Annotated in this window: 2 protein-coding genes; both read right to left on the bottom strand. The window is 76.9% G+C overall.

The genetic code is table 11. From position 1 onward, the window contains the following. Positions 1 to 47: 47 nt before the first annotated feature. Positions 48 to 11273 (bottom strand): type I polyketide synthase, encoded by an 11226-nt coding sequence (locus tag ACLQ20_RS08490; RefSeq protein WP_425855353.1) that lies wholly within the window; start codon positions 11271 to 11273, stop codon positions 48 to 50. Continuing rightward, a complete protein-coding gene (locus ACLQ20_RS08485; RefSeq protein WP_425854869.1) occupies positions 11270 to 25873 on the bottom strand; it encodes a type I polyketide synthase in 14604 nt (4867 codons plus the stop codon). The genes ACLQ20_RS08490 and ACLQ20_RS08485 overlap by 4 nt, the downstream gene beginning before the upstream one ends. Positions 25874 to 25902 lie beyond the last annotated feature (29 nt).

Genomic DNA, 25902 nt, shown 5'->3' with positions numbered 1-25902 from the left:
ACTCGGCATGCCGATGTCGTTGCGGCTGATGTCGTTGCGGCTGGTGGTCACGACGTCTCCAGCTCGCGGTCGATCAGGTCGAAGATGTTCTCGGCGGTGGCCGACTCCAGGTCGTCGTCGCCGTCCGCGTCCGCCTGTCGCTCGGTCAGCCGGCCCAGCAGGCCGTGCAGCCGGTCGGTGATCCGGCGGAACTCGTCGTCGGTCGGGTCGAGCCCGACGAGCGTCGCCTCCAGCCGGTCCAGTTCCCGGCCGGCCGTCGACGCCTCGCCCGCCGGGGCGAACTGACCGGCCAGGTGGGTGGCGAGCGCCTCGGGCGTCGGGTTGTCGAAGACCAGCGTCGCCGGCAGCCGCAGCCCGGTGGCCGCGCCGAGCCGGTTGCGCAGCTCGACGGCGGTGAGCGAGTCGAAGCCGAGTTCCCGGAACGCCCGGGTCGGCTCGATGCCGGCCGGGTCGCCGTGGCCGAGGACGACCGCCACGTGCGCCAGCACCAGGTCGCGCAGGGCGCGTACGCGCTTGTCGGCGGGCAGGGCGCGCAGCGTCTCGGCGTACGCCTGTCCGTCGGCGGCCTCACCGGCCGCAGCCCGGCGGCCGGCGGCGCGGACCAGGTTCGCCAGCAGCGGGTGCACGGGCGCACCGGGCGCGGCCACCCCAGTGATGATCTTCGCGGGCATCAGCGTCGCCCGCTCGGAGCGCCAGGCCGCGTCGAACAGGGCGAGGCCCTCCTCGTTGGACAGCGCCGCCATGCCGCCCCGGTCGAGCCGGCGGATGTCGGCCGAGTCGAGGTGCCCGGTCATGCCGCTGGCCTGCGCCCAGCGGCCCCAGGCCAGCGCGACCGCCGGCAGGCCGAGGGCCCGCCGGTGCTCGGCGAGGGCGTCGAGGAACGCGTTGCCGGCGGCGTAGTTGCCCTGGCCGGGGCCGCCGAACACGCCGGCGGCGGCGGAGAAGAGCACGAACGCGCTCAGCTCGTGGCCGAGGGTCGCCCGGTGCAGGTTCCAGGCCACGTCGACCTTGGGCCGCAGCACCGCGTCGAGGCGGTCCGGGGTGAGCGACTCGACGGTGGCGTCGTCGAGGACGCCGGCGGCGTGCACGACGGCGCGCAGCGGGTGCCGCCGGTCCACCATGGAGAGCACGTCCGCCACGGCGTCCGGGTCGGCCAGGTCGGCGGCGACGATCGACACGTCCGCGCCGAGCGCCTTGAGGTCGGCGAGCAGCTCGTCGGCGCCCTCGGCGTCCGGGCCGCGCCGGCTGACCAGGAGCAGTTGCCGGGCGTCGTGCGCGGTGACCAGGTGCCGGCAGAGCAGCGCCCCGAGGGTGCCGGTCGCCCCGGAGACCAGGACCGTGCCGTCGAGCCGGGGCGCCTGCGGGACGCTCAGGGCGAGCTTGCCGACGTGCCGGGCCTGGCTGAGGAAGCGGAACGCCTCGGGGGCACGCCGGACGTCCCAGGTGCGCCGGGGCAGGGGCCGCAGCGCACCGGCGGCGAAGAGCGCCATCAGCTCGGCCAGCATCGCGCCGATCTTCGCCGGGCCGGCCTCGATGAGGTCGAAGACCTGGTAGCTGACCCCCGGGTGGTCGGCGGCGACCCGCTGCGGGTCCCGCTTGTCGGTCTTGCCCATCTCGACGAACCGGCCGCCGTCGGCGAGCAGCCGCAGTGACGCGTCGACGTACTCGCCGCTGAGCGCGTTGAGCACCACGTCGACGCCCCGCCCGCCGGTGCGGTCGCGGAACTCCCCGGCGAAGTCGAGGCTGCGGGAGGAGGCGAGGTGCGCGTCGTCGAAGCCGGTGGCGCGCAGCGCCGGCCACTTGCCGGGGCTGGCCGTGCCGTAGACCTCCGCGCCGAGGTGGCGGGCGATCTGCACGGCGGCCATGCCGACGCCGCCGGCCGCCGCGTGGACGAGCACGGACTCCCCGGCGCGCAGCCGGGCCAGCTCCACCAGGCCGTACCAGGCGGTCAGGAAGACCACGGGCACGGCGGCGGCGTCGGTGTAGGACCAGCCGTCGGGGATGCGGGTGAGCAGCCGGCGGTCGGTGACCGCCGCCGAGGAGAACGAGCCGGAGAAGATGCCCATCACCCGGTCGCCAGGGGCGAGGTCGGTGACGCCCGGTCCGACGCCGAGCACCACGCCGGCGCCCTCGTTGCCCAGCACCTCCTGGTCGGGGACCATGCCGAGGGCCAGCACCACGTCGCGGAAGTTCAGCCCGGAGGCGCGCATCCCCACCAGGACGTGGCCCGCCGGCAGTTCCCCGGAAACCTCGGGGCCGGGCAGCAGGGCCAGGTTCTCCAGCGTGCCCTTCTCGGTGACGTCGAGGCGCCACGGCACCTCGTCGGCGGGCAGCGGCAGCACCCCGGCGTCGCGGGCCCGGGCCAGCCGGGGCACCAGCGGCACGCCGTCGCGCAGCGCGAGCTGCGGCTCGCCGGAGGCGACGGCCGCCGGGACGGCCGCCAGGGAGGCGGCGGCATCGTCGGTGTCGAGCAGCGTGAACCGGCCGGGGTGCTCGGACTGCGCGGAGCGCACCAACCCCCACAGGCTCGCCCGGGCCAGGTCGCGGGGGGCCTCGCCCGGGGCCGCGCCGACCGCGCCCCGGGTGTGCAGCACCAGCCGGGACCGCTCCAGCCGGGGCTCGCCCAACCACTGCTGCACCAGCGCGAGCGCGTCGCGGGCCGCGTCGTGCGCGGCCGCGCCGGCCCGCTGCGGGTCCGTCTCCGCGCCGGAGCGCAGATCCAGCACCACATCGGGTACGTCCCCGGACTCCTCGACCGCCGCGACCAGCGTTGCCAGGTCGGCGTGGGTCCGCACCGGGTGCCCGGCGGTGGCGAGCGCCCCGGCGAGGCCGAGGGTGTCGTCGCCGAGCAGCGCCCAACGGGCCTCCCCGGCCGCCGCGTCGGTGCCCGTCAGCGGCGTCCAGTCCAGGTGGAACACCGAGGTGCGGCGCAGGGCGGCGGCCTCGTCGGACCGGCCCGCGGCGACCGGGCGGAACGTCAGCGACTCGACGGTGGCGACCGGCTGGCCGGCGGTGTCGGCGAGGGTGACCGCGACGGTGTCCGGGCCGAGCGACCGCAGCCGCGCCCGCAGCCGGGTGGCGCCGTGGGCGTGCAGGGCGACCGAGCGGAAGGCGAACGGCATCCAGCCCGCCCCGGAGGTGTCCGCCGCGTCGCCGAGCAGGGCGGTGACCCCGCTGGCCTGGAGGGCCGCGTCGAACAGGGCCGGGTGCAGGCCGAAGCGGGACGCGTCGGCGGTCGCCTCCTCGGGCAGGGCCACCTCGGCGTAGACCTCGCCGTCGCCGCGCCACACCCGGCGCAGGCCACGGAAGGCGGGGCCGTAGCCGAGGCCGCCCTCGGCCATCTGCGCGTACCAGGCGTCCAGGTCGGCGTCGACCTCGACGGCGTCGGCCGGCGGCCACTGCCCCGGTACGGCGATCGGGGCGGGCAGGTGCGGCAGCAGCAGGCCCTCGGCGTGCCGGGTCCACTCGGCGTCGGCGTCCTCCCCGGGGCGGGAGTGCACGGTGACGCTCCGCTCGCCGGCGTCGCCGGGCGGGCCCACGCGTACCTGCACCTGCACCGCGCCGGCCGGCGGGAGCACCAGCGGGTTGATCAGCGTCAGGTCGCCCACCTGGCCGGCGTCGACCTCGTCGCCGGCCCGGACCACCATGTCGACCACGCCGGTGCCGGGGACGATGACCGCCCCGCCGACGGCGTGGTCGGCGAGCCACGGGTGGGTACGCACCGACAGCCGCCCGGTCAGCACCACCGTCTGGTCGTCGGCGACGGGTACGGCCGCGCTGAGCAGCGGGTGGTCGGTGTCCTGGAGGCCGGCGGAGCCGACGTCGCGTACCCGGTGCGCGGGGGCGTCCAGCCAGAAGCGTCCGTGCGCGAAGGCGTACGTGGGCAGCGCGACGGCGTCGGTGCGGGCCAGCACGGCCGTCAGGTCGACGGGCAGGCCAATCGTGTGCGCGGTGGCGAGGTTCGTCAGCAGCCGCGTCGCGTCGTCGTCACCCCGACGCAGGCTGCCCAGCGTGTGCCCGCTCGCGCCAGCGTCATCGAGGATCGCCGTGACCGGCATCGTCAGCACCGGATGCGGGGAGATCTCGACGAACGTGGTGTGCCCGGCGGCGACGGCCACCCGCACGGCGGCGTCGAACTGGACGGTCTGCCGCAGGTTGTCGTACCAGTAGTCCGCGGTCATCGACGTCGGGTCGACCCAGTCCCCCGTCAGCGTCGACACCAGCCGGGTGTGGCCCGGCTGCGGGGTCACGTCGGCCAGGTCGGCGCGCAACCGCTCGGCCACCTCCTGCACGGCGGCCGAGTGCGACGCGTAGTCCACGGGGATCAACCGGGCGCGCACACCTTCGGCCTGGCAGGACTCGACCAGGTCGGCAACCGGCTGCGGCGGACCCGACACCACGACCGTGGACGGGCCGTTCACCGCCGCGACACCCACGCCGGGGAACTCCCCGAGCCGCTCGGCGACCGCCTCGGCGGAGAGGTCGACCGAGGCCATGGTGCCGGTGCCCCGCAGCACGGTCAGCGCCCGCGACCGCAGCGCCACGGCCTTCGCCGCGTCCTCCAGGGACAGGATCCCGGCCACGCAGGCCGCGCCGATCTCGCCCTGCGAGTGACCGACCACCGCCGCCGGGGTGACCCCGGCGTGCTGCCACACGGCGGCGAGCGCCATGCCGACAGCCCACAGCACCGGCTGCACGACCTCGACCCGCGCCAACCACGACTCGTCCTCATCGGTGAGCACCGACACGAGGTCCACGTCCAGGTACGGCGCAAGGGCCCGCTGACACTCCGCCAGCCGCGCATCGAACACCGGCGTACGACCCACCAGACCGGCCGCCATCCGCGCCGACTGCGCACCCTGACCCGGGAACACGAACACCGGACCCGCCCCGTGGGGCGTGGCGGCGCCAGCGACGACGTTGCCAGCCGGCGCCCCCGACACCAGCGCGTCCAGCCCCGCCAGCAGCTCCTCCAGGCTCGACCCGACGACGGCGGCCCGCTGGTCGAACACCGACCGGGTGGCGGCGAGGGACCAGCCCACCGCCGCCGCATCGACCTCGCCGCGCTCACGCACGTACTGCGCCAGGCGGGCCGCCTGGCCCGCCAGTGCGGCCTTCGACCGCGCCGACACCGGCCACGCCACGACGCCCGACGCCACCAGTCCGGGGCCGGCCACGGCGGGGGCGACGGCCTGCGGCTCGTCGGCCTGCTCGATGATCACGTGGGCGTTCGTGCCGGACATGCCGAACGACGACACCGCCGCCCGGCGCGGCCGCTCCACCGCCGGCCACGGCCGCGACTCGATCGCCAACTCGACGGCGCCGGAGTTCCAGTCGATGTGCGGGGACGGCTCGTCCACGTGCAGCGTCGCGGGGACCACGCCCTCGCGCATCGCCAGCACCATCTTGATCACACCCGCCACGCCCGAGGCGGCCTGGGTGTGGCCGAGGTTCGACTTGATCGAGCCGAGCAGCAGCGGCTCGTGCCCCTCGCGGCCCTGCCCGTACGTGGCCAGCAGCGCCTGCGCCTCGATCGGGTCGCCGAGCGTCGTGCCCGTGCCGTGCGCCTCGACCACGTCCACGTCGGCGGTGCCCAGCCGGGCACCCGCGAGGGCCTGCCGGATCACCCGCTGCTGCGACGGGCCGTTCGGCGCCGTCAACCCGTTGGAGGCACCGTCCTGGTTGACGGCACTGCCCCGCACGATCGCCAGGACGCGGTGGCCGTTGCGCCGGGCGTCCGACAGCCGCTCGACCAGCAGCATGCCGACGCCCTCGCCCCAGCCGGTGCCGTCCGCAGCCGCCGCGAACGCCTTGCACCGGCCGTCGGCGGCCAGCCCACGCTGCCGGGAGAACTCGAAGAAGGTGCCGGGGGTGGCCATGACCGTGACGCCGCCGGCGAGGGCCATGTCGCACTCGCCGCGCCGCAGCGACTGCACCGCCAGGTGCAACGCCACCAACGACGACGAACACGCCGTGTCCACCGACACCGCCGGCCCCTCCAACCCCAACGCGTACGCCACCCGACCCGACACCACACTGGCGGCGTTGCCCGTGGCCCCGAACCCTTCGGCCTGCTCCCCCGCAGCCATGAGCAGGGCCCCATAGTCCTGACCATTCGTGCCCACGAACACCCCTGTTCGCGAACCCCGTAGGACCCCAGGCTCAACCCCTGCCCGCTCGACCGCCTCCCACGAGACCTCCAGCAGCAACCGCTGCTGCGGGTCCATCGCCGCCGCCTCGCGCGGCGAGATCCCGAAGAAGCCCGGGTCGAACTCCGCCGCCCCGTCGAGGAAGCCGCCCTTGTCGGTGTAGGTGGTGCCGGGGTTGGCCGGGTCGGGGTCGTAGAGCCGGTCGAGGTCCCAGCCCCGGTTGGTCGGGAAGTCGCCGATGGCGTCCACGCCGTCCGCGACGAGGCGCCACAGCCGCTCGGGGTCGTCGACGCCCCCGGGGTAGCGGCAGGCCATGGCGACGATGGCCACCGGTTCGTCGTCGTCGACGGCGGCCGGGGCGGCGACGGGGGCCGGCCCGGCGTCGGCGTCGGCGCCGAAGAGGCCGGTGAGCAGGAGCCGGGCCAGCACGACCGGGGTGGGGTGGTCGAAGACCAGGGTGGTGGGCAGCGCCTGCCCGGTGGCGGCGACGAGCCGGTTGCGCAGCTCCACCGCGGTCAGCGAGTCGAAGCCGAGGTCCCGGAACGCGGTGGTCGCCGGGATGGCCGCCGCCCCGCCGTCGTGGCCGAGCACGTCGGCGGCGAGTTCCCGGACCAGGTCGGCGACGGCCTCCTCGCGGCGGGCCGGGGCCAGCCCGGCGAGCCGCCGGCGCAGGGTCGCCGCCGGGCCCTCGTCGCCGTCGTCGACCGCGACGCCGCCGTCGAGGGCGGCCCGCGCCTCCGGTACGCCCTCCAGCAGTGGCCGGCGGCGGGCGGAGGCGTACGCGGGGGCGAACCGGGCCCAGTCCACGTCGGCCACCGTCACGGTGACGTCGTCGTGGTCGAGGGCCTGTTGCAACGCGCCCATGGCGACGGTCGGGTCCATGGCGGGCAGGCCCCGGCGGCGCAGGTTGCGCTCGGCGTCCGCCGCGTGCATGCCGCCGTCGGACCACGGTCCCCAGGCGATGGCGGTGCCGGCCCGGCCCTCGGCCCGCCGCCGCTGCACCAGCGCGTCGAGGTAGGCGTTGCCTGCCGCGTACCCGGCCTGCCCGCCGCTGCCCCAGGTGGCGGCGATGGACGAGTAGACGACGAAGGCGTCCAGTTCCCGGTCGGCGAGGAGGTCGGCGAGGTGGGCGGCGCCGGCGGTCTTGCCGACGGTCACCTCGGCCAGCTCGGCGGGGGTGACCTCCGCCAGCGGGGTGGCCTGCGCGATGCCGGCGGTGTGCAGGACGGTGCGCACGGGCGGGCCCTCGGCCTCGACCCGGTCGAGCAGGTCGGCAAGGGCGGCCCGGTCGGCGATGTCGCAGGCGGCGACGGTGACCCGGGCCCCGAGGCCGGTCAGCTCGGCCTCCAGCTCGGCGGCGCCGGGGGCGTCGGGTCCGCGCCGGCTGACCAGCACGACGCGCTCGGCTCCGGCGGCGGCGAGCCAGCGGGCGGCGCGGGCGCCGAGTCCGCCGGTGCCGCCGGTGATCAGGGCGGTGCCGGTGGGCGTGAACCGGCGCGCCGGCGGGCGGTCGCCGAGGGCGGCGCGCACGAGGCGGCGGGCGAAGACGCCGGGGCCGCGTACCGCGAGCTGGTCCTCGCCGGTCGATCCCGTGAGGATCGCGGCGAGCCGGGTGGCGGCCCGGTCGTCGGGCTCCGGCGGCAGGTCGACCAGGCCGCCCCAGCGGTGCGGGGCCTCGACGCCGACCACCCGGCCGAGGCCCCAGACGGCGGCCTGCGCCGGGTCGGTGAGCCGGTCGTACGAGGCGGCGGCGACCGCGCCCCGGGTGACCAGCCACAGCGGCGCGGCCAGGTCGGCGTCGCCGAGCGCCTGCACGAGCGCGAGGGTGGCCGCCAGGCCGGGCAGGGCGGTGCTGTCGGCGGCGGGCGGCTCGGCGGCGAGCAGGGAGACGACGCCGGCGGGGTCGGTGCCGGCGAGGGACGCCGCGAGGCCGGCCCGGTCGGCGTCCGGCTCCACGGTCAGCGGCAGCACGTCGGCGCCGGCGCCGGTCAGCGCGGCCCGGACGGTCTGCACCGCCGGGTCGTCGGCGCCGCCGGCGGGCAGCGCCAGCAGCCAGGTGCCGGCCAGCCGGGCGGGGGCGGGTTCTCCGGTCACCTGCCAGTCGGCCCGGTACCGCCAGCCGTCGAGCACCGAGTGTTCCTGCCGCTGCCGCCGCCAGTCGGCGAGGACGGGCAGCAGGGTACGCAGCGACTCGGCGGCGGCGGTGTCGGTGACGGCGAGGGTGTCGCGCAGCGCGTCGAGGTCGGCGCGTTCGACGGCTGCCCAGAACCGCCGGTCGAGCGCGCCGGCTCCGCCGGCGGTGGCCTCGTCGGCGGGCGCCTCGGCCGGCACCCAGTAGTGCTGCCGCTCGAACGGGTAGGTGGGCAGGCCGACGAGCCGGCCGGGCCGGTCGGCGAGCAGATCCGCCCAGCGCACCGGGGTGCCGGCGACGTGGAGCTGGGCGAGGGCGGCGAGCAGGGCGCGACGGTCCGGGCGGTCCCGGCGCAGCACCGGCACCACCACGGCGGGGGCGGCGTCGCCGGCTTCGGCCTCGGCGAGGGTCTCCTGGATGCCGGCGGTGAGGACGGCGTCGGGGCCGACCTCCACGAAGGTGCCGACGCCGTGGGCGCGCAGGGTGCGTACGCCGTCGGCGAAGCGGACCGCCTCCCGGACGTGGCGCACCCAGTAGTTCGGGTCGGTGAGCTGCGCCGGGTCGGCCAGCTCGCCGGTCAGGTTGGACACCACCGGCAGGGTGGGGGCGCGCAGGTCGAGGCCGGCGGCGACGGCGGCGAACTCGGCGAGCATCGGCTCCATCAGCGGGCTGTGGAAGGCGTGGCTGACCCGCAGCCGCCGCACCTTCACCCCCCGGCCGGTCCAGAGGTCGGCCAGCTCGTCGATGGCCGCGCCGTCGCCGGAGACGACGACGGCGCCGGGGGCGTTGACGGCCGCGACGGCGACCCGGTCGGTCAGCGCGGCGATCGACTCGGCGACCCGGGCCTCGTCGGCGGCGACGGCGAGCATCGCGCCGCCGGCGGGCAGGGCCTGCATGAGCCGGCCCCGGGCGGCGACGAGGGCGCAGGCGTCGTCGAGGGTGAGCACGCCGGCGACGTGGGCGGCGGTCAGCTCGCCGACGGAGTGCCCGGCGACCATGTCCGGGGCCAGCCCCCAGGAGCCGAGCAGCCGGTGCAGCGCCACCTCGACGGCGAAGAGCGCGGCCTGGGTGAAGACGGTCTGGTCGAGCAGCGCCGCCTCGTCGGTGCCGGGCTCGGCGTGCAGCAGCGGCTTCAGCGGCCGGGGCAGCCGGTGGTCGAGGTGGGCGCAGACCTCGTCGAGCGCCTCCGCGAAGACGGGGTACGTCTCGTACAGCTCCCGGCCGGCGCCGGCGCGCTGGGCGCCCTGGCCGGAGAAGAGGAACGCGACCCCGCCGCGTTCGGCGGCGGCACCGGTGACCAGGCCGGGGGCGGGCCGGTCGTCGGCGAGGGCGTGCAGGGCGGCGAGCAGGCCGTCGCGGTCGTCGGCGAGGACGACCGCCCGGTGTTCCAGGGGCGAGCGGGAGACCACCGAGGTCCAGGCGACGTCGGCCGGGCGCGCGTCCGGGTCGTCGGCGACGTACCGCGACCAGCGCTCGGCCTGGTGGCGCAGCGCGGCGCGGGTGCGGCCGGTGAGCAGCACCGGCGCGGGCGCGGGCGGCTCCGGCCGGTCGGCCTCGGCGCGGGCCGGCTCGGGCTGTTCGAGGATGAGGTGGGTGTTGGTGCCGCTCATGCCGAAGGAGGAGACGGCGGCGCGGCGCGGCCGGTCCACGGCGGGCCACGGCGTGGCCTCGGTGACCAGGGTGACCGCGCCGGTGGCCCAGTCCACGTGCGGGGTGGGCTCGTCGACGTGCAGGGTGGCCGGCACGATGCCGTGCCGCATCGCCTCCACCATCTTGATCACCCCGGCGATGCCGGCGGCGGCCTGGGTGTGGCCGATGTTGGACTTGATGGAGCCGAGCAGCAGCGGCGCGGCGTCGCCGCGCTCCCGGCCGTACGTGGCGAGCAGGGCCTGGGCCTCGATCGGGTCGCCGAGGGTGGTGCCGGTGCCGTGCGCCTCGACCACGTCGACCAGGTCGGGGGTGAGCTTCGCGCCGGCCAGGGCCTGCCGGATGACCCGCTGCTGGGACGGGCCGTTGGGGGCGGTCAGGCCGTTGGACGCGCCGTCGGAGTTGACCGCCGAGCTGCGGATGATGCCGAGCACCGGGTGGCCGTTGCGGCGGGCGTCGCTGAGCCGTTCCAGCAGCAGCATGCCGACGCCCTCGGACCAGCCGGTGCCGTCGGCGGACGCGGCGAAGGACTTGCACCGGCCGTCGGCGGCGAGGCCGCGCTGCCGGGAGAACTCGACGAACGGGCCGGGGGTGGCCAGCACGGTCGCGCCGCCGGCCAGGGCGAGGCCGCACTCCCGCTGACGCAGCGCCTGGCAGGCGAGGTGGATGGCGACCGACGCCGACGAGCAGGCGGTGTCCACGGTGACCGACGGGCCTTCGAGCCCGAACGTGTACGCCAGCCGGCCGGAGACCACGCTGGCGGCGGTGCCGGTCAGTACGTACCCCTCGACGCCGGGGGCCCGGTGCAGCACGGCGGCGTAGTCCTGCCCGGAGGTGCCGACGAAGACGCCGGAGCGGCTGCCGCGCAGCGACAGCGGGGCGATGCCGGCCCGCTCGAACAGCTCCCAGGTGGTCTCCAGCAGCAGCCGCTGCTGCGGGTCCATGGCGACCGCCTCGCGCGGCGAGATGCCGAACAGGGCGGCGTCGAAGCGCCCCGCGTCGTGCAGGAACCCGCCGGAGGTGGTGTACGAGGTGCCGGCGTTGTCCGGGTCGGCGTGGTAGAGCCGCTCCAGGTCCCAGCCCCGGTCGGTGGGGAAGTCGCCGATGGCGTCCCCGCCGGACGAGACGAACTCCCACAGCTGTTCGGGCGAGCTGATGCCGCCCGGGTAGCGGCAGCTCATCGCCACGATCGCCACCGGCTCGGACTCCTCGGCGGTGACCTCGCGCAGCCGTTGGCGGGTCTGCTGAAGTTCGGCGACGACCCGCGTCAGGTATTCGCGCAGCCGCTCTTCGTCCGCCATGACATCTCGCTTTCTCGTGACACCACAGGTCCCCGGGCGGCTCAGGAGAGCCCGAGGTCCTGGTCGATGAGGTCGAACAGCTCCTGGTTGCTGGCCACCCGCAGCCGGTCGGCGACCTCGGCGGTCTCCTCCCGGCGTTCCTCGGCGGTGCCGAGCCGTTCGAGCAGGCTGTGCAGCCGCATCGTGATCCGCACCCGGCCGATGTCGTCCGGGTCGCGCAGCGCGAGGGCGCTCTCCAACTGGTCCAGCTCCGCCAGCGTCGGCAGGGCCTCCACCGAGGCCTCGCTGAGCAGTTCGGCCCGCAGGTGCTCGGCCAGCGCCTGCGGCGTCGGGTAGTCGAACACCACCGAGCTGGGCAGGCTCAGCCCCGTCGAGCGGGCCAGCCGGCCCCGCAGCTCCACGGCGGTGAGCGAGTCGAAGCCGAGGTCCCGGAAGGGCCGGCCGGCCTCGACGGCGTACGGGCTGTCGTGGCCGATGACCTCGCCGGCGGCGGTGCGGATGAGGTCCACCAGCAGCCGTGCCTGTTCGGCCTGCGACAGCTCGCCGAGCCGCTTGCGCAGTTCGCCGGCGACCTGGTCGCCGTCCTCGGCGTCGGCCCGCGCCGCCGCGGCCTGGGCGGCCACCTCGGCGATCTCGCTGATCAGCGGCCGGGGCCGGGCGGAGGCGAACACCGGCGCGAAGCGGTCCCAGTCGATGTCGGCGACGGTGAGGGCGGTGTCGTCGCCGTCGAGGCCGGCGCGCAGGGCGGCCATCGCCGGTTCCCGGTCCAGCAGGGACACCCCGCGCCGGCTCATGGCCGCCGCGTGCGCGTCGGTCACCATGCCGCCGCCGGCCCACGGCCCCCAGTTCACCGAGAGGTGCCGGGGACCCCCGGCCGGCCGGGACTGCGCCCAGGCGTCCAGGAAGGCGTTGCCGGCGGCGTACGCGCCGTGGTCGCCGACGCCCCAGACGGCCGCGATGGAGGAGAAGTGCACGACCAGGTCGAGCGGCTCCGGGTCGAGGAACTCGTCGAGGTGCCGGGCGCCGGCGATCTTGCCGGAGACGACGTCGGCGAGTTCCGCCCCGGTCACCGCGGCGACCGGGTTGAGCCGGCCCACCCCGGCGGCGTGCACCACCGCGTGCACGGTCTCGCCGTCGGTGCGCAGGCCACGGACCAGCTCGGCGACCGCGTCCCGGTCGGCCAGGTCGCAGGCCAGCACCCGGGCCTCGGCGCCGAGGGCGGCCAGTTCCGCCACCGCCTCGTCCGCGCCGGGGGCCGCCGCGCCGCGCCGGCTGACCAGCAGCAGTCGCCGCGCGCCGTGCCGGGCGAACCAGGCGGCGGCGTACCGGCCGACGGCGCCCGTGCCGCCGGTGACCAGGACGGTGCCCGGCGCCTGCCAGTCGGCCGCCGCCTCGGCGCGGGGCGCGCGGGTCAGCCGGCGCAGGTACGTCCCGGAGTCGCGCACCGCGAGCTGGTCCTCGTGCCCGGCGGCGGTGAGCGCCGCCAGGACGTGCTCGGCGGCGGCCGGGGTCAGGGTCTCGGGCAGGTCCAGCAGGCCACCCCAGTGCCGGGGGTGTTCCAGCGCGGTCACCAGGCCGAGGCCCCACGTGGTGGCCTGGGCGGGGCGGACGACGGGGTCGCCGTCGGCGGTGGCGACGGCCTGCCGGGTGAGCAGCCAGAGTGGCACCGGGGGCAGGGCGTCCGTGACCGCCTGCACCAGGGCGAGGTTCGCGGTCAGGCCCAGCGGCACGGCGGGCCGGTCGGGCTGCGGTCGCTCGTCGAGGGCGAGCAGCGACACGATCCGGGTCGGCGCGGCGCCGGCCAGCTGCGCGGCGAGCGCCGTGCGGTCGGTCGTGGCCGGGTCGACGGCGAGCTGCCGCACGGTGCCGCCCCGGGCGGTGACGAGCTCGGCGAGCCGGTCGACGACCGGCTGGTCCGTGCCGCTGTGGACCAGGGTCCACGTGCCGTCGACGGCACCCGGGGCGAGGGCCTGCGGGCGCCAGGTGACCCGGTAGCGCCAGCCGCCGGCGAGGGTGTCCTCCTGCTGCTGGCGCCGCCACCGGTCCAGGTCCGGCAGCAGTTCGCGCAGCGGCCGGTCCGCGTCGAGGCCGAGCCGGCCGGCGAGCGCGTCGCCGTCGCCCGACGCCACGGCCCGCCAGAACGCCGAGTCGACGTCGTCGGGCGCGGCGGCGGGGGTGTGCGCCGGCGCCGCGTCGAGGGTCGGCCAGAACCGCTGGTGGTCGAACGCGTACGTGGGCAGGTCCACGGGACCGGCGCCGGGCAGCAGCCGCGACCAGCGGACGGCCACGCCGTGGCAGTGCAGTCGGGCCACCGCGCCGAGCAGGGTGGCCACCTCGTCCTGGCCGGGCCGCTGCACGCCGGTCACCATGACCGGAGCGTCCGCCGGCAGCGCGTCGGCGGTCAGGGCGGTCAGCACGGTGTCCGGCCCGATCTCCAGGAACCGGGTCACCCCGTGGGCGTGCAGGTGGGTGACGGTGTCGGCGAAGCGGACCGCCTCGCGGACGTGCCGGACCCAGTAGTCGGGGGTGCAGAGCTGCTCGGCGTCGATGACCGCGCCGGTCAGGTTCGACACCAGCGGCACCGTCGGCGGGGCGTACGACAGGCTCGCCGCCACGGCCGCGAAGTCGGCGAGCATCGGCTCCATCAGCGGGCTGTGGAAGGCGTGGCTGACCCGCAGCCGCTTCGTACGCACGCCGAGGCCGGCGAAGTGGTCCGCCAGCTCGGTCAACGCGTCCTGCGCCCCGGCGACGACGACGGCGGCCGGCCCGTTCACGGCGGCGACGGCGACCTGTCCCGACGTGCCGTCCAGCGCCCGCAGCACGTCGACCTCGGGCGCGGCGACGGCGAGCATCCCGCCGCCGGCGGGCAGGGCCTGCATCAGCCGGCCCCGGTTGCCGACGAGCGCGCAGGCGTCGGGCAGGTCGAGCACCCCGGCCACGTGGGCCGCGCTGATCTCCCCGACGGAGTGCCCGGCCACGAAGTCGGGCCGGATCCCCCAGTGTTCGAGCAGCCGGAACAGCGCCACCTCGACGGCGAAGAGCCCGGCCTGGGTGAAGGCCGTCTGGTCGAGCAGGTCGGCCTCGGCGGTGCCGGGCTCGGCGAAGAGCACCGTGCGCAGCGGCTGCGGCAGGTACGCGTCCAGGTGCTGGCACGCCTCGTCGACCGTCGCGGCGAAGACCGGGAACGTCTCGTACAGGCGACGGCCCATCCCGGCGTGCTGGGCGCCCTGGCCGGAGAAGAGCGCCGCCAGCGCGCCGCCGGGCTCGGCGACGCCCCGGGTGAGTCCGGGGTGCTCCTCGCCGGCGGCGAGTGCCCGCAGGCCGGCGAGGGCGGCGTCGGCGTCCGCGGCGAGCAGCACCGCGCGGTGCCGCAGCGGGGAGCGTCCGGTGGCCAGTCCCCGGGCCACGTCGGCGGCGGGCGTCGCGGTGCCCGGCAGCCAGTCGGCCAGCCGGGCCGCCTGGGCCCGCAGGCTGCCGGCGGCGTCGGCCGAGACGACCCAGGGCAGCACCGGCGGTCCGTCGGCCCGCCGGGGCGTCCCGGTGTCGGCCGGCGCGGCGGCGGGCGCCTGTTCGAGGATGACGTGCACGTTGGTGCCGCTGACCCCGAACGACGACACGCCGGCCCGGCGCGGCCGGTCCGCCTCCGGCCACGGCTGCGCCTCGGTCAGCAGCGCGACCGCGCCCGCCGACCAGTCCACGTGCGGCGAGGGCTCGTCCACGTGCAGGGTGGGCGGCAGCAGGTCGTGCTGGAGCGCCATCACCATCTTGATCACGCCGGAGACGCCGGCGGCGGCCTGGGTGTGACCGATGTTCGACTTGACCGAGCCGAGCAGCAGCGGCCGGTCGGCGGGCCGGTCCCGCCCGTACGTGGCCAGCAGCGCCTGCGCCTCGATGGGGTCGCCGAGGCGGGTGCCGGTGCCGTGCCCGTCGACGGCGTCCACGTCGGCGGCGGTCAGCCGCGCGTTGGCCAGCGCCTGGCTGATCACCCGCTCCTGCGCCGGCCCGTTGGGGGCGGTCAGCCCGTTGCTGGCGCCGTCCTGGTTCATCGCCGAGCCGCGCACGACGGCCAGGATCCGGCGGCCGTCGCGCTGGGCGTCGGAGAGCCGCTGCAACATCACCAGGCCGACGCCCTCGCCCCAGCCGGTGCCGTCGGCGGCCCCGGCGAACGACTTGCACCGGCCGTCGAGGGCCAGCCCCCGCTGCCGGGCGAACTCCAGGAACGGGCCGGGGGTGGCCATCACCGTCACGCCGCCGGCGACGGCGACGTCGCACTCGCCCTGCCGCAGGGACTGGCAGGCCAGGTGCAGCGCCACCAGCGACGACGAGCAGGCGGTGTCGACGCTGACGGCGGGGCCCTGCAACCCGAAGTGGTACGCCAGCCGACCGCTGATGACGGCGGCGACGTTGCCGGTGGCCTGGTAGCCCTCGGTCTCGACCCGGGCGGCCATCAGCAGCGTCGCGTAGTCCTGGCCGTTGGTGCCGACGAAGACGCCGGTGTTGGTCTCCCGCATGTCGGCCGGCGCGGTGCCGGACCGCTCGAACAGCTCCCAGGCGCTCTCCAGCAGCACCCGCTGCTGCGGGTCCATCACCATCGCCTCGCGCGGAGAGATGCCGAACAGGGCGGCGTCGAAGCCGGCGGCGTCGGTGAGGAAGCCGCCCTCCCGCACGTACGAGGTGCCGGGCCGGTCGGGATCGGGGTCGTAGATGGCCGCCAGGTCCCAGCCCCGGTCGGTCGGGAACTCCGCGATGCCGTCGCGCCCCTCGGCGACGAGTCGCCACAGGTCCTCGGGGCCGGCGACGCCGCCGGGGTAGCGGCAGCTCATCGAGACGATGGCGATCGGCTCGTCCAGCGCGGTGGCGGCCCGCACGGGCTCGGCCGCCGGGGTGTCGTCGCCGGTGAGCCGGGTCGCCAGGTGCTCGGCGAGGGCGTCGGGCGTCGGGCGGTCGAAGACCAGGGTCGCCGGCAGGTTCAGCCCCACCGCCTCGGCGAGCCGGTTGCGCATCTCGACGGCGCTGAGCGAGTCGAAGCCGATCTCCCGGAACGACCGGTCCGCCGCGAGCGCCTGCGGCGAGGACAGGCGCAGCACCGCCGCCGCGTGGACCCGGACGAGGTCGAGCAGGACGCGGCGCCGTTCCGGTGCGGCGAGTCCGGCCAGCCGGCCGCGCAGCGGCGAGGCCGCGTCGGGCCCGTCGCCGTCGCGCTGCCCGGCGGCGAGCAGCCGCGCCACCTCCGGGACGTCGGCGATCAGCGGCCGGGGGCGGGCCAGCGTGTAGGTCTGGAGGAACCGGTCCCAGGCGATGTCCGCCACGGTGAGCGTGGTGTCGCCGTGGTCCAGCGCCTCGGCCAGTACGGAGACCGCGAGGTCGGGGCGCATGGCCCGCACGCCCGAGCGGAACATCTGGTCGGCGGCGCCCTCGGCGTCGACCATGCCGCCGCCGTCCCAGGCGCCCCAGGCGATGGCGGTGGCGGCCCGGCCGCGCCGTCGCCGGTCCTCGGCGAGCGCGTCGAGGAAGGCGTTGGCCGCAGCGTAGCCGCCCTGGTGCCCGCCGCCCCAGACGCCCGCGCCGGAGGAGAAGAGCACGAACGCCGACAGCTCGTCGCCGCACACCTCGTCGAGGTTGACCGCGCCGGCCACCTTGGCCCGCAGGGCGTCGGCGAGGTCGGCCACGTCAGTGGCCGCGACCGGTGCGGCGTGGGCGACGCCGGCGGTGTGGAACACGGCCCCGATGCGGGTGCCCTGCCCGGCGAGCCGCTCGACGAGGGCCCGCACGGCGGCGGGGTCGGCGACGTCGCAGGCTGCCACGGTGACGGTGGCGCCGGCGGCGCGCAGTTCGTCCGCCAGCTCGTCGGCGCCGGGCGTGGCGGGGCCCTGGCGGCCGGTCAGCACCAGCTCGCCCACACCCTCGCGGGCCAGCCAGCGCGCCACCTGGGCCCCGATCGACCCGAGGCCGCCGGTGACCAGGACGGCGCCGCTCGCGGGACGCCAGTCCCCCGTCGCGGTGCGCTCGGCGCGGGCCCGGACCAGTCGCCGGGCGAACACCCCGGAGGGTCGCAGCGCCAGCTGGTCCTCGGCGTCGACGCCGGCCAGCACCGCCACGAGGCGGCCCCGGTCCCGGGTGTCCAGCTCGGTGGGCAGGTCGACGAGGCCGCCCCAGCGGTCCGGGTGTTCGAGGGCGACCACCCGGCCGAGGCCCCAGAGCATCGCCTGGCGGGGGCGGTCGAGCGGGTCGGCCCGGCCGGTGGAGACCGCGCCTGTGGTGGCGCACCACAGGGGGGCGGTGATCCCGGCGTCGCCGAGGGCCTGGACCAGGGCGTACGTGCCGGCGAGGCCCGCCGGCACCACCGGGTGGGTCGGGTGCGCGACGTCGTCCAGGCCGAGCAGGGAGAGCACGCCGGCGACGGCGCCGGTGCGCGCCAGCGGCTCGGCCAGCGCCTGCCGGTCCGTCTCCGGCACGTCGATTCGGACGACCTCGGCCCCGCCCTCGGTGAGGGCCCGGGCGACGCCGTCGACCAGGGGGCGCGCGGCGCCGTCCGCCGGCACCAGCAGCAGCCAGGCGCCGGACAGGGTGGCCTCCGGCGCGACGGTCACCGGCTTCCAGGTCACCCGGTAGCGCCACGAGTCCACCGTGGACTCGTCGCGGCGGCGTCGGCGCCACGAGGAGAGCAGCGGCAGCGCGGGGTCGAGGGACCGGGCCGCCGTCTCGTCGATCCGCATGGCGGCGGCCAAGGCCTGCGGGTCGGCGCGTTCCACGGCCTCCCAGAAGTGCCGGTCCGCCTCGTCCTGGCCGGCGAGGGCGGGGCCGGTCGTGACCTGCGCCTGCGGCCAGTACCGCTGGCGCTGGAAGGCGTACGTGGGCAGCTCCACCGGCGGGCCGGTGCGGGCGCCGAGGACGGCCGTCCAGTCCACGGGCACGCCGTGCACGTGCAGCCCGGCGAGGACGGTCAGCATCCGGGGCCAACCGCCGGCGTCGGTGTCGTCGGCGGCCACCACGACGGCGTCGGCGGCCTGCGTGGTCTCCCGCATCCGGGCGGCGAGCACAGGCCCGGTGGCGGCCTCGACGAGGACCTGGTGGCCCTCGTCGAGCAGGGCGCGTACGACCGGGTCGACGTCGACGCCGTCGGCCAGTCCCCGGTACCAGCGGGCGACGTCGAGGCCGTCGGTGTCGACCCGCCCGCCGGTCGCCGCCGAGTACAGCGGCAGCTCGGCCGCCCGGAGGGTGACCCCGGTCAGCGCGTCGGGGTCGGCCTCGGCCCGGCTGCCGAGGGCGATCGTCCTCGCCGCGTCCGCCAGCGACAGCGCGCCGGCCACGCAGGCGGCCGCGACCTCGCCGTGGGCGTGCCCGAGCACGGCGGCGGGCCGGACGCCGAGCGAGCGCCACCAGCGGGCCAGCGAGACCGCCACGGCCCACCGGACGGGGTGCGTCACCCGGGGGTCCGTCGCGGGCGGGACGCCGTCCGCGCCGCGCAGCACGGCGGTGAGCGACCAGTCCACGTGGGGTGCGAGGGCCGCCTCGCAGGCGGCGATCGAGGCGGCGAACTCCGGCGACCGGTCCAGCAGCTCGACCGCCGTGGCGGGCCGCGGGTCGCCGTGGCCGGGGAAGACGAGGACCGGGTCGCCGCCGCGCAGCGCGGTGCCGGTGACCGTGGCGGGGGTGGCCTCGCCGAGGCGGAGCGACTCCAGGGCCCGCGTCAGGCCGACGGTGTCGCGGCCGAGGACGACGGCGCGGTGCCCGAACACTGCCCGGGTGGTCGCCAGGGCGTGCGCGACGTCGGCCGGTTCCAGCTCCGGGTGCGCCGCGAGGTGCGCGCCCAGCCGGGCCGCCTGGTCGCGCAGCGCCGGGGCGTCCACGGCGGAGAGCACCAGGGGTACGACGCCGGCGCGCGGGCGGTCGGCGGCGCGTGCGTCGACCGCCTCGGCGGGCGGCTGCTCGATGATCACGTGCGCGTTCGTGCCGGAGATCCCGAACGACGACACCGCCGCCCGACGCGGCCGACCCACCTGCGGCCACGGAGTGGGCTCCGTCGCGAGGGCCACCGCCCCGGCCGTCCAGTCCACGTGCGGCGACGCCTCGTCCACGTGCAGGGTCGCCGGCACCAGGCCGTGGCGCATCGCCATGACCATCTTGATCACACCAGCCACACCGGCAGCCGCCTGCGTGTGCCCGATGTTCGACTTCACCGACCCCAACAACAGCGGCCGGTCCTGCGGACGCTCCTGCCCGTACGTCGCCAGCAACGCCTGCGCCTCGATCGGGTCACCCAGCGTCGTGCCCGTACCGTGCGCCTCCACGGCGTCCACGTCGGCCGGGGTGAGGCGGGCGTTCGCGAGGGCCTGGTGGATCACGCGCTGCTGCGAGGGACCGTTCGGGGCGGTCAGCCCGTTCGAGGCGCCGTCCTGGTTCACGGCCGTGCCGCGCAGGACGGCGTGGATGCGCCGGCCTTCCCGCTGGGCGTCGGAGAGCCGCTGCACAAGCAGGACACCCACGCCCTCGGACCAGCCGGTGCCGTCGGCCGAAGCGGCGAACGACTTGCAGCGGCCGTCCTGCGACAGGCCCCGCTGCCGGGAGAACTCGATGAACGTCCCGGGCGTCGCCATCACCGTCACGCCGCCGGCCAACGCCAGATCACACTCACCGGAGCGCAACGCCTGCGCCGCGAGGTGCAGCGCCACGAGGCTGGAGGAACAGGCGGTGTCGACCGTGACGGCCGGGCCTTCCAGGCCGAACGTGTACGCCACCCGGCCGGACAGCACGCTGCCCGAGTTGCCGGTGCCGACGTAGCCCTCCACCTCGTCGGCCAGCTCCATGAGCTGGGAGGCGTAGTCGTGGTACATCACGCCGGCGAAGACGCCCGTCCGGCTGCCCCGCAGCCGCTGCGGATCGAGACCGGCGGACTCGAACGACTCCCACGACGCCTCCAGCAGCAGCCGCTGCTGCGGATCCATCGCCAGGGCCTCGCGCGGCGAGATGCCGAAGAAGCCGGGATCGAACTCGCCGGCGCCGTAGAGGAAACCGCCGTGGCGCGTGTACGACGTGCCGGGGTGGTCGGGGTCGGGGTCGAACAGGCTCTCCAGGTCCCAGCCGCGATCGGTGGGGAACTCCCCGATGCCCTCGCCGCCGCCGGCCAGCAGCGCCCACAGCTGATCGGGCGTCTCGACGCCTCCCGGATAGCGGCAGGCCATGCCCACGATGGCGATCGGCTCGTCGAATGCGGCCGTGGCCCGCGCCCCGGACGCGGCGGGACCGGCGGCGGCGCCGGCCAGTTCGGCGTGCACGTGGGCGGCGAGCGCCTGGGGCGTCGGGTAGTCGAACACCAGCGTCGAGGGCAGCCGGAGGCCGGTGGCCGCGTTGACGCGGTTACGCAGGTCGACGGCGGTCAGCGAGTCGAAGCCCAGCTCCCGGAACGCCCGGTCGGCCGGCACGGCCTCCGCGCCGCCGTGTCCGAGCACCTGCGCGACGAGGCCGCGTACCAGCACGTCGATCTGGGCCCGCGCCTCGTCGGCGGCGAGGCCGCTGACGCGGGTCGCCCAGGTGGTGCCCTGTCCCGCCTGGCGGCGCGTCGTGGTCGTACCGACCAGGTTGCGGAGCATCGGCGGCACCAGGCCGGCGCCAGCCGCGGCCCGGAGGGCGGCCAGGTCGATCACGGCCGGTACCAGGGCCGGCCGGTCGGCGGTCAGGGCGGCGTCGAACAGCCGCAGCCCGGTCTCGGCGCTCATCGCGGTGACGCCGCCCCGGGTCGATCGCGCCCGGTCCGCCTCGTCGAGGGACGCGCCCATGCCGGGGGTGTCCCACATGCCCCACGCGAGGCTGACGGCCGGCAACCCGAGCTGCCGCCGGTGGACCGCCAACCCGTCGAGGAACGCGTTGCCCGCCGCGTACGCCGACTGGCCCGGCGAGCCGAGCACACCCGCCACCGACGAGAACACCACGAACAAGTCGAGATCCAGCGACGCCGTCGCCTCGTGCAGGAACCAACCCGCCGACACCTTCGGCGCCAACACTCCGGCGAGGCGCTCCGCCGTCAGCCCCTCCACGATCCCGTCGTCGAGGACACCAGCGGTGTGCACCACGCCCGCCAGCCGACCCCCGGCGGTGACCTCGGCGACCAGCGCACCGACCTGGTCCCGGTCCGTCACGTCGCAGGCGGCGATCCGCACCGACGCGCCCAGCGCCGTCAGCCGCTCCGACAGCTCACCCGCGCCCGCAGCCTCCGGGCCACGCCGCGACACCAGCACCAGCGACCGCACCCCGTGCACCGACACCAGGCGCTCCGCCACCAGCGCACCCAACGCACCCGTACCACCGGTCACCAGCACCGCACCGCCACCCACAACCGGCGCCTCCACCGACGCCGAGGCCACCGCGCGCACCAGACGCGGCACGAACACCCCACCCGCACGCACCGCGACCTGACCACCGAACGCCACCGGCTCGTCAGCCACCGAGGCCAGCACACCCAACAGCCCCGCGTCCACGTCCCCGTCGACGTCCGCCAACACGATACGACCCGGATGCTCCGACTGCGCCGAACGCAGCAGACCCCACACCGCCGCACCGCCCAGGTCGGACACCCGGTCCTCAGCACCCACCGACACCGCGCCCCGAGTCACCACCACCAGCCGCGACTCCGCCAGCACGCCGGCCGCCAGCCAGGACCGGACGGTCGCCAGCACGGCCGTGGTCGCCGCGCGTACCGCGTCGGGGTCGTTGTCGGCGGCGTCCGCCAACAGGTCGGCGCCCCCGTCGTGGACCGGGAGGGTCTCCGTCCCGGCGTGGTCGGGTCGGCGCAGGCTGCCCGCCGGCACCAGCAGCAGGCGCGGCGCCACGCCCGACGGCCCGGCGGCCGCCGCGGTCACCGCCTCGACGTCGGCGAACGCCGGCAGGTCGGCGGCGGCGGGCGAGCCCACCAGCGCCCACCCGGAGACGTCCCCGGCCGGGGTGACCTCCTGGGCCTGCCAGGCGACCTCGAACAGCGACCGGGCCGACGCGTCCGGGGACGACGACACCCCGGTCAGTTCCCGCAGCGCCAGGGAGTCCACCGACACCACGGCCGCACCCGACTCGTCGCACGCCACCAGCCGCACCGCCGAGCCCGCGCGCGACAGCCGCACCCGCAGCACCCGCGCGCCCGAGGCGTGCACCTGCACGCCCTCGAACGCGAACGGCACCCGCGGCCCGCCCGAACCCTCCGCACCGGGCAGCAGCCCGATCGGGTGCAGGGCGGCGTCCAGCAGCGCCGGGTGCACCCCGAAGCCCGCCGCGTCGCCCGCCACCTCGTCCGGCAACGCCACCTCGGCGAACACCTCGTCGCCGCCGGTCGTCCACACCCGGCGCAGCCCCCGGAACACCGGCCCGTACGCCAGGCCGCGCTCGGCCAGCGCCGGGTACCAGCCCGCCACGTCCACCTCGGCCGCGCCGGCCGGCGGCCACTCCCCCACGCCCGGCTCGTCGGCCGTCGCCGGCTCCAGCACGCCCTCCGCGTGCCGGACCCACTCCGGGTCGACGGTCTCCTCCGGCTGGGAGTGCACGGTCACCGACCGGGTGCCCGCCTCGTCGGCCGCGCCGACGCGCACCTGCACCCGCACCGCACCCGCCGACGGCAGCACCAGCGGCGCGGCCACGGTCAACTCCCGCACCCGCGACGCGCCCACCTCGTCGCCCGCCCGCACCGCCAACTCCACCAGGGCGGCGCCCGGCACGATCACCACGCCGGAGACCGAGTGGTCGGCGAGCCACGCGTGCGTCGACGTGGACAGGCGGCCGGTCAGCACCACCATGTCCTCGCCGGCCACGGAGACGGCCGCGCCGAGCAGCGGGTGCCCGGCCGCCCCGAGGCCCGCCCCGGAGACGTCCGTCCACCGGCCCGCCGGCTCCAGCCAGTACCGCTGGTGCTGGAAGGCGTACGTCGGCAGGTCCAGGTGCCGACCGCCGGCCCGGTCGAGCAGGTCGGCCCACCCGACGGTCACGCCGTGCACGTGCAGCAGCGCGAGGGCCTCCAGGAGGGCCTGCGGCTCGGGCCGGTCGTGGCGCGACACCGGGGCCAGCAGGGGCGCGGTGTCGTCCTCCGCCCGCTCGGCGAGGCAGTTCTGCGCCATGGCGGTCAGGACGCCGTTCGGCCCCACCTCGAGGTAGGTGTCGACCTCCTCGGCGCGCAGGCAGTCGACGGCGTCGGCGAAGCGCACGGTGCCGCGTACGTGGCGCACCCAGTAGCCCGGGTCGCAGAGCTGGTCGGCGTCGGCGACGCGACCGGTCAGGTTCGACACCACCGGGATCGTCGGCGGCCGGAACGTCAGGCCCTCGGCGACGGCCGCGAACTCGGCCAGCATCGGGTCCATCCGCGCGCTGTGGAAGGCGTGGCTGACCCGCAGCCGGCGGGTCTGCACGCCCCGCTCGGACCACACCCGCTGCACCTCGTCGAGGGCCTCGACGTCGCCCGCCACCACCACGGCGGCGGGGCCGTTCACGGCGGCCACGTCCAGCCGGCCGGTCAGCCCCGCCAGGGAGGCGGCCACCGCGGCCTCGTCGGCCGCCACGGCCAGCATGCCGCCGCCCGCCGGCAGGGCCTGCATGAGCCTGCCCCGCGCGGCGACCAGCGCGCACGCGTCGGCCAGGGAGAGCACGCCCGCCACGTGTGCCGCCGCGATCTCGCCGATGGAGTGCCCGGCCACCAGGTCCGGCGCGACCCCGAACGACTCGACGAGCCGGAACAGCGCCACCTCGACGGCGAACAGGCCCGCCTGGGTGAAGACCGTCTGGTCCAGCAGCTCCGCCTCGGGCGTGCCCGCCCCGGCGAACAGCACCTCGCGCAGCGCGCGCGGCAGCAGCGGGTCGAGGTGCCCGCACGCCTCGTCGAGGGCGGCGGCGAAGACCGGGAAGGCCGCGTACAGCTCGCGACCCATGCCGGCGCGCTGCGCGCCCTGACCCGAGAAGAGGAAGGCCACCCGGCCGCGCGGGGCCGACGCGCCGGTGGTGACGGCGCCGGTCGGCTCGCCGGCGGCGAGGGCCCGCAGCCCGGCGAGCAGGTCGTCCGCGTCGCCCGCCAGGACGACCGCGCGGTGTTCGAGCCCCGCGCGGTTGACCGAGGAGGCCGCGACGTCCAGCGGGCGCGGGGAGTCGACGCGGGCGAGGTGGTCGGCCCAGCGGCCGGCCTGCCCGGCGAGCGCCTCGGGCGTACGGGCGGAGAGGAACACCGGGGCGAGCGGGAGCGCCACCGGCGCGTCGGCGGCGGGCGGGGCCTCGTCCGTGGACGGGGCGTCGTCGACGGGCGCCTCCTCCAGGATGACGTGCGCGTTCGTACCGCTGATGCCGAACGACGACACGGCGGCCCGGCGCGGCCGGTCGGTGCCCGACCACGGGCGTGCCTCGGTCAGCAGCGACACCTGCCCGGCGGACCAGTCGATGTGCGGGGACGGCTCGTCGACGTGCAGGGTGGCGGGCATGGTGCGGTGCCGGATCGCCTCGATCATCTTGATCAGTCCGGCGGCGCCCGCGGCGGCCTGGGTGTGGCCCAGGTTCGACTTGACCGAGCCCAGCCAGAGCGGCCCGCCCTCGCCCCGGTCCTGCCCGTACGTGGCCAGCAGCGCCTGCGCCTCGATGGGATCGCCGAGGGTGGTGCCGGTGCCGTGCGCCTCGACCACGTCGACGTCGGCCGGGGACAGTCGGGCGTTCGCGAGGGCCTGCCGGATCACCCGCTCCTGCGACGGGCCGTTCGGGGCGGTGAGCCCGCTGCTGGCGCCGTCCTGGTTGACGGCGCTGCCCCGGACCACGGCGAGGATGCGCCGGCCGTCGCGGCGGGCGTCGGAGAGCCGCTGCAACAGCAGCACGCCGACGCCCTCGGACCAGCCGGTGCCGTCGGCGGCGGCGGCGAACGACTTGCACCGGCCGTCCGATGCCAGGCCCCGCTGGCGGGAGAAGTCGGCGAAGGTGCCCGGGGTGGACATGACCGTCACGCCGCCGGCGAGCGCGAAGTCGCAGTCGCGCTGGCGCAGCGCCTGCGTCGCGAGGTGCACGGCGACCAGCGACGACGAGCAGGCCGTGTCCACCGTGACCGCCGGGCCCTCGAGCCCGAAGGTGTACGCCACCCGCCCGGACACCACGCTGCCGGAGTTGCCGGTGCCGATGTAGCCCTCGACGCCGTCGGGCAGGTCCAGCACCCGCGACGCGTAGTCGTGGTACATCACCCCGGCGAAGACGCCGGTCCGGCTGCCGCGCAGCCGCTGCGGGTCGATGCCGGCGTGCTCGAACGCCTCCCAGGAGGTCTCCAGCAGCAGCCGCTGGTGGGGGTCCATCGCCAGGGCCTCGCGGGGGCTGATGCCGAAGAAGCCCGGGTCGAACTGCGGCGCGTCGTAGAGGAAGCCGCCCTGGCTGCTGGTCGACGTGCCCGGGTTGTCCGGGTCGACGTTGAAGAGCCGCTCCAGGTCCCAGCCCCGGTCGGCCGGGAAGTCGCCCACCCCGTCGCCGCCCCGGTCGACGAGGTCCCACAGCTCGGCCGGGCTGGACACGCCGCCCGGGAACCGGCACGCCATCCCGATGACGGCCATCGGCTCGCGGTCCTTGGCCTCCACCTCGCGCACCCGCCGACGCGCGTCGCGCAGGTCGGCAGTCGCACGCCGGAGGTAGTCGAGGAACTCTGCCTCAGTGGGCATCGGGCCACTCCGTATCGGGGTTCGAGGTG

This window comes from Micromonospora sp. DT46 (assembly GCF_049841735.1).
In the GTDB taxonomy this organism is placed as follows: Bacteria; Actinomycetota; Actinomycetes; order Mycobacteriales; family Micromonosporaceae; genus Micromonospora; species Micromonospora reichwaldensis.
The sequence above is the reverse complement of the archived record's forward strand: the minus strand, read 5'-3'. Positions and strand labels throughout refer to the sequence as shown.

Bases quoted from the DNA above. Each gene is read 5' to 3' on its own strand.
- ACLQ20_RS08485 (WP_425854869.1), bottom strand. From the start codon at position 25,873: ATGCCCACTGAGGCAGAGTTCCTCGACTACCTCCGGCGTGCGACTGCC.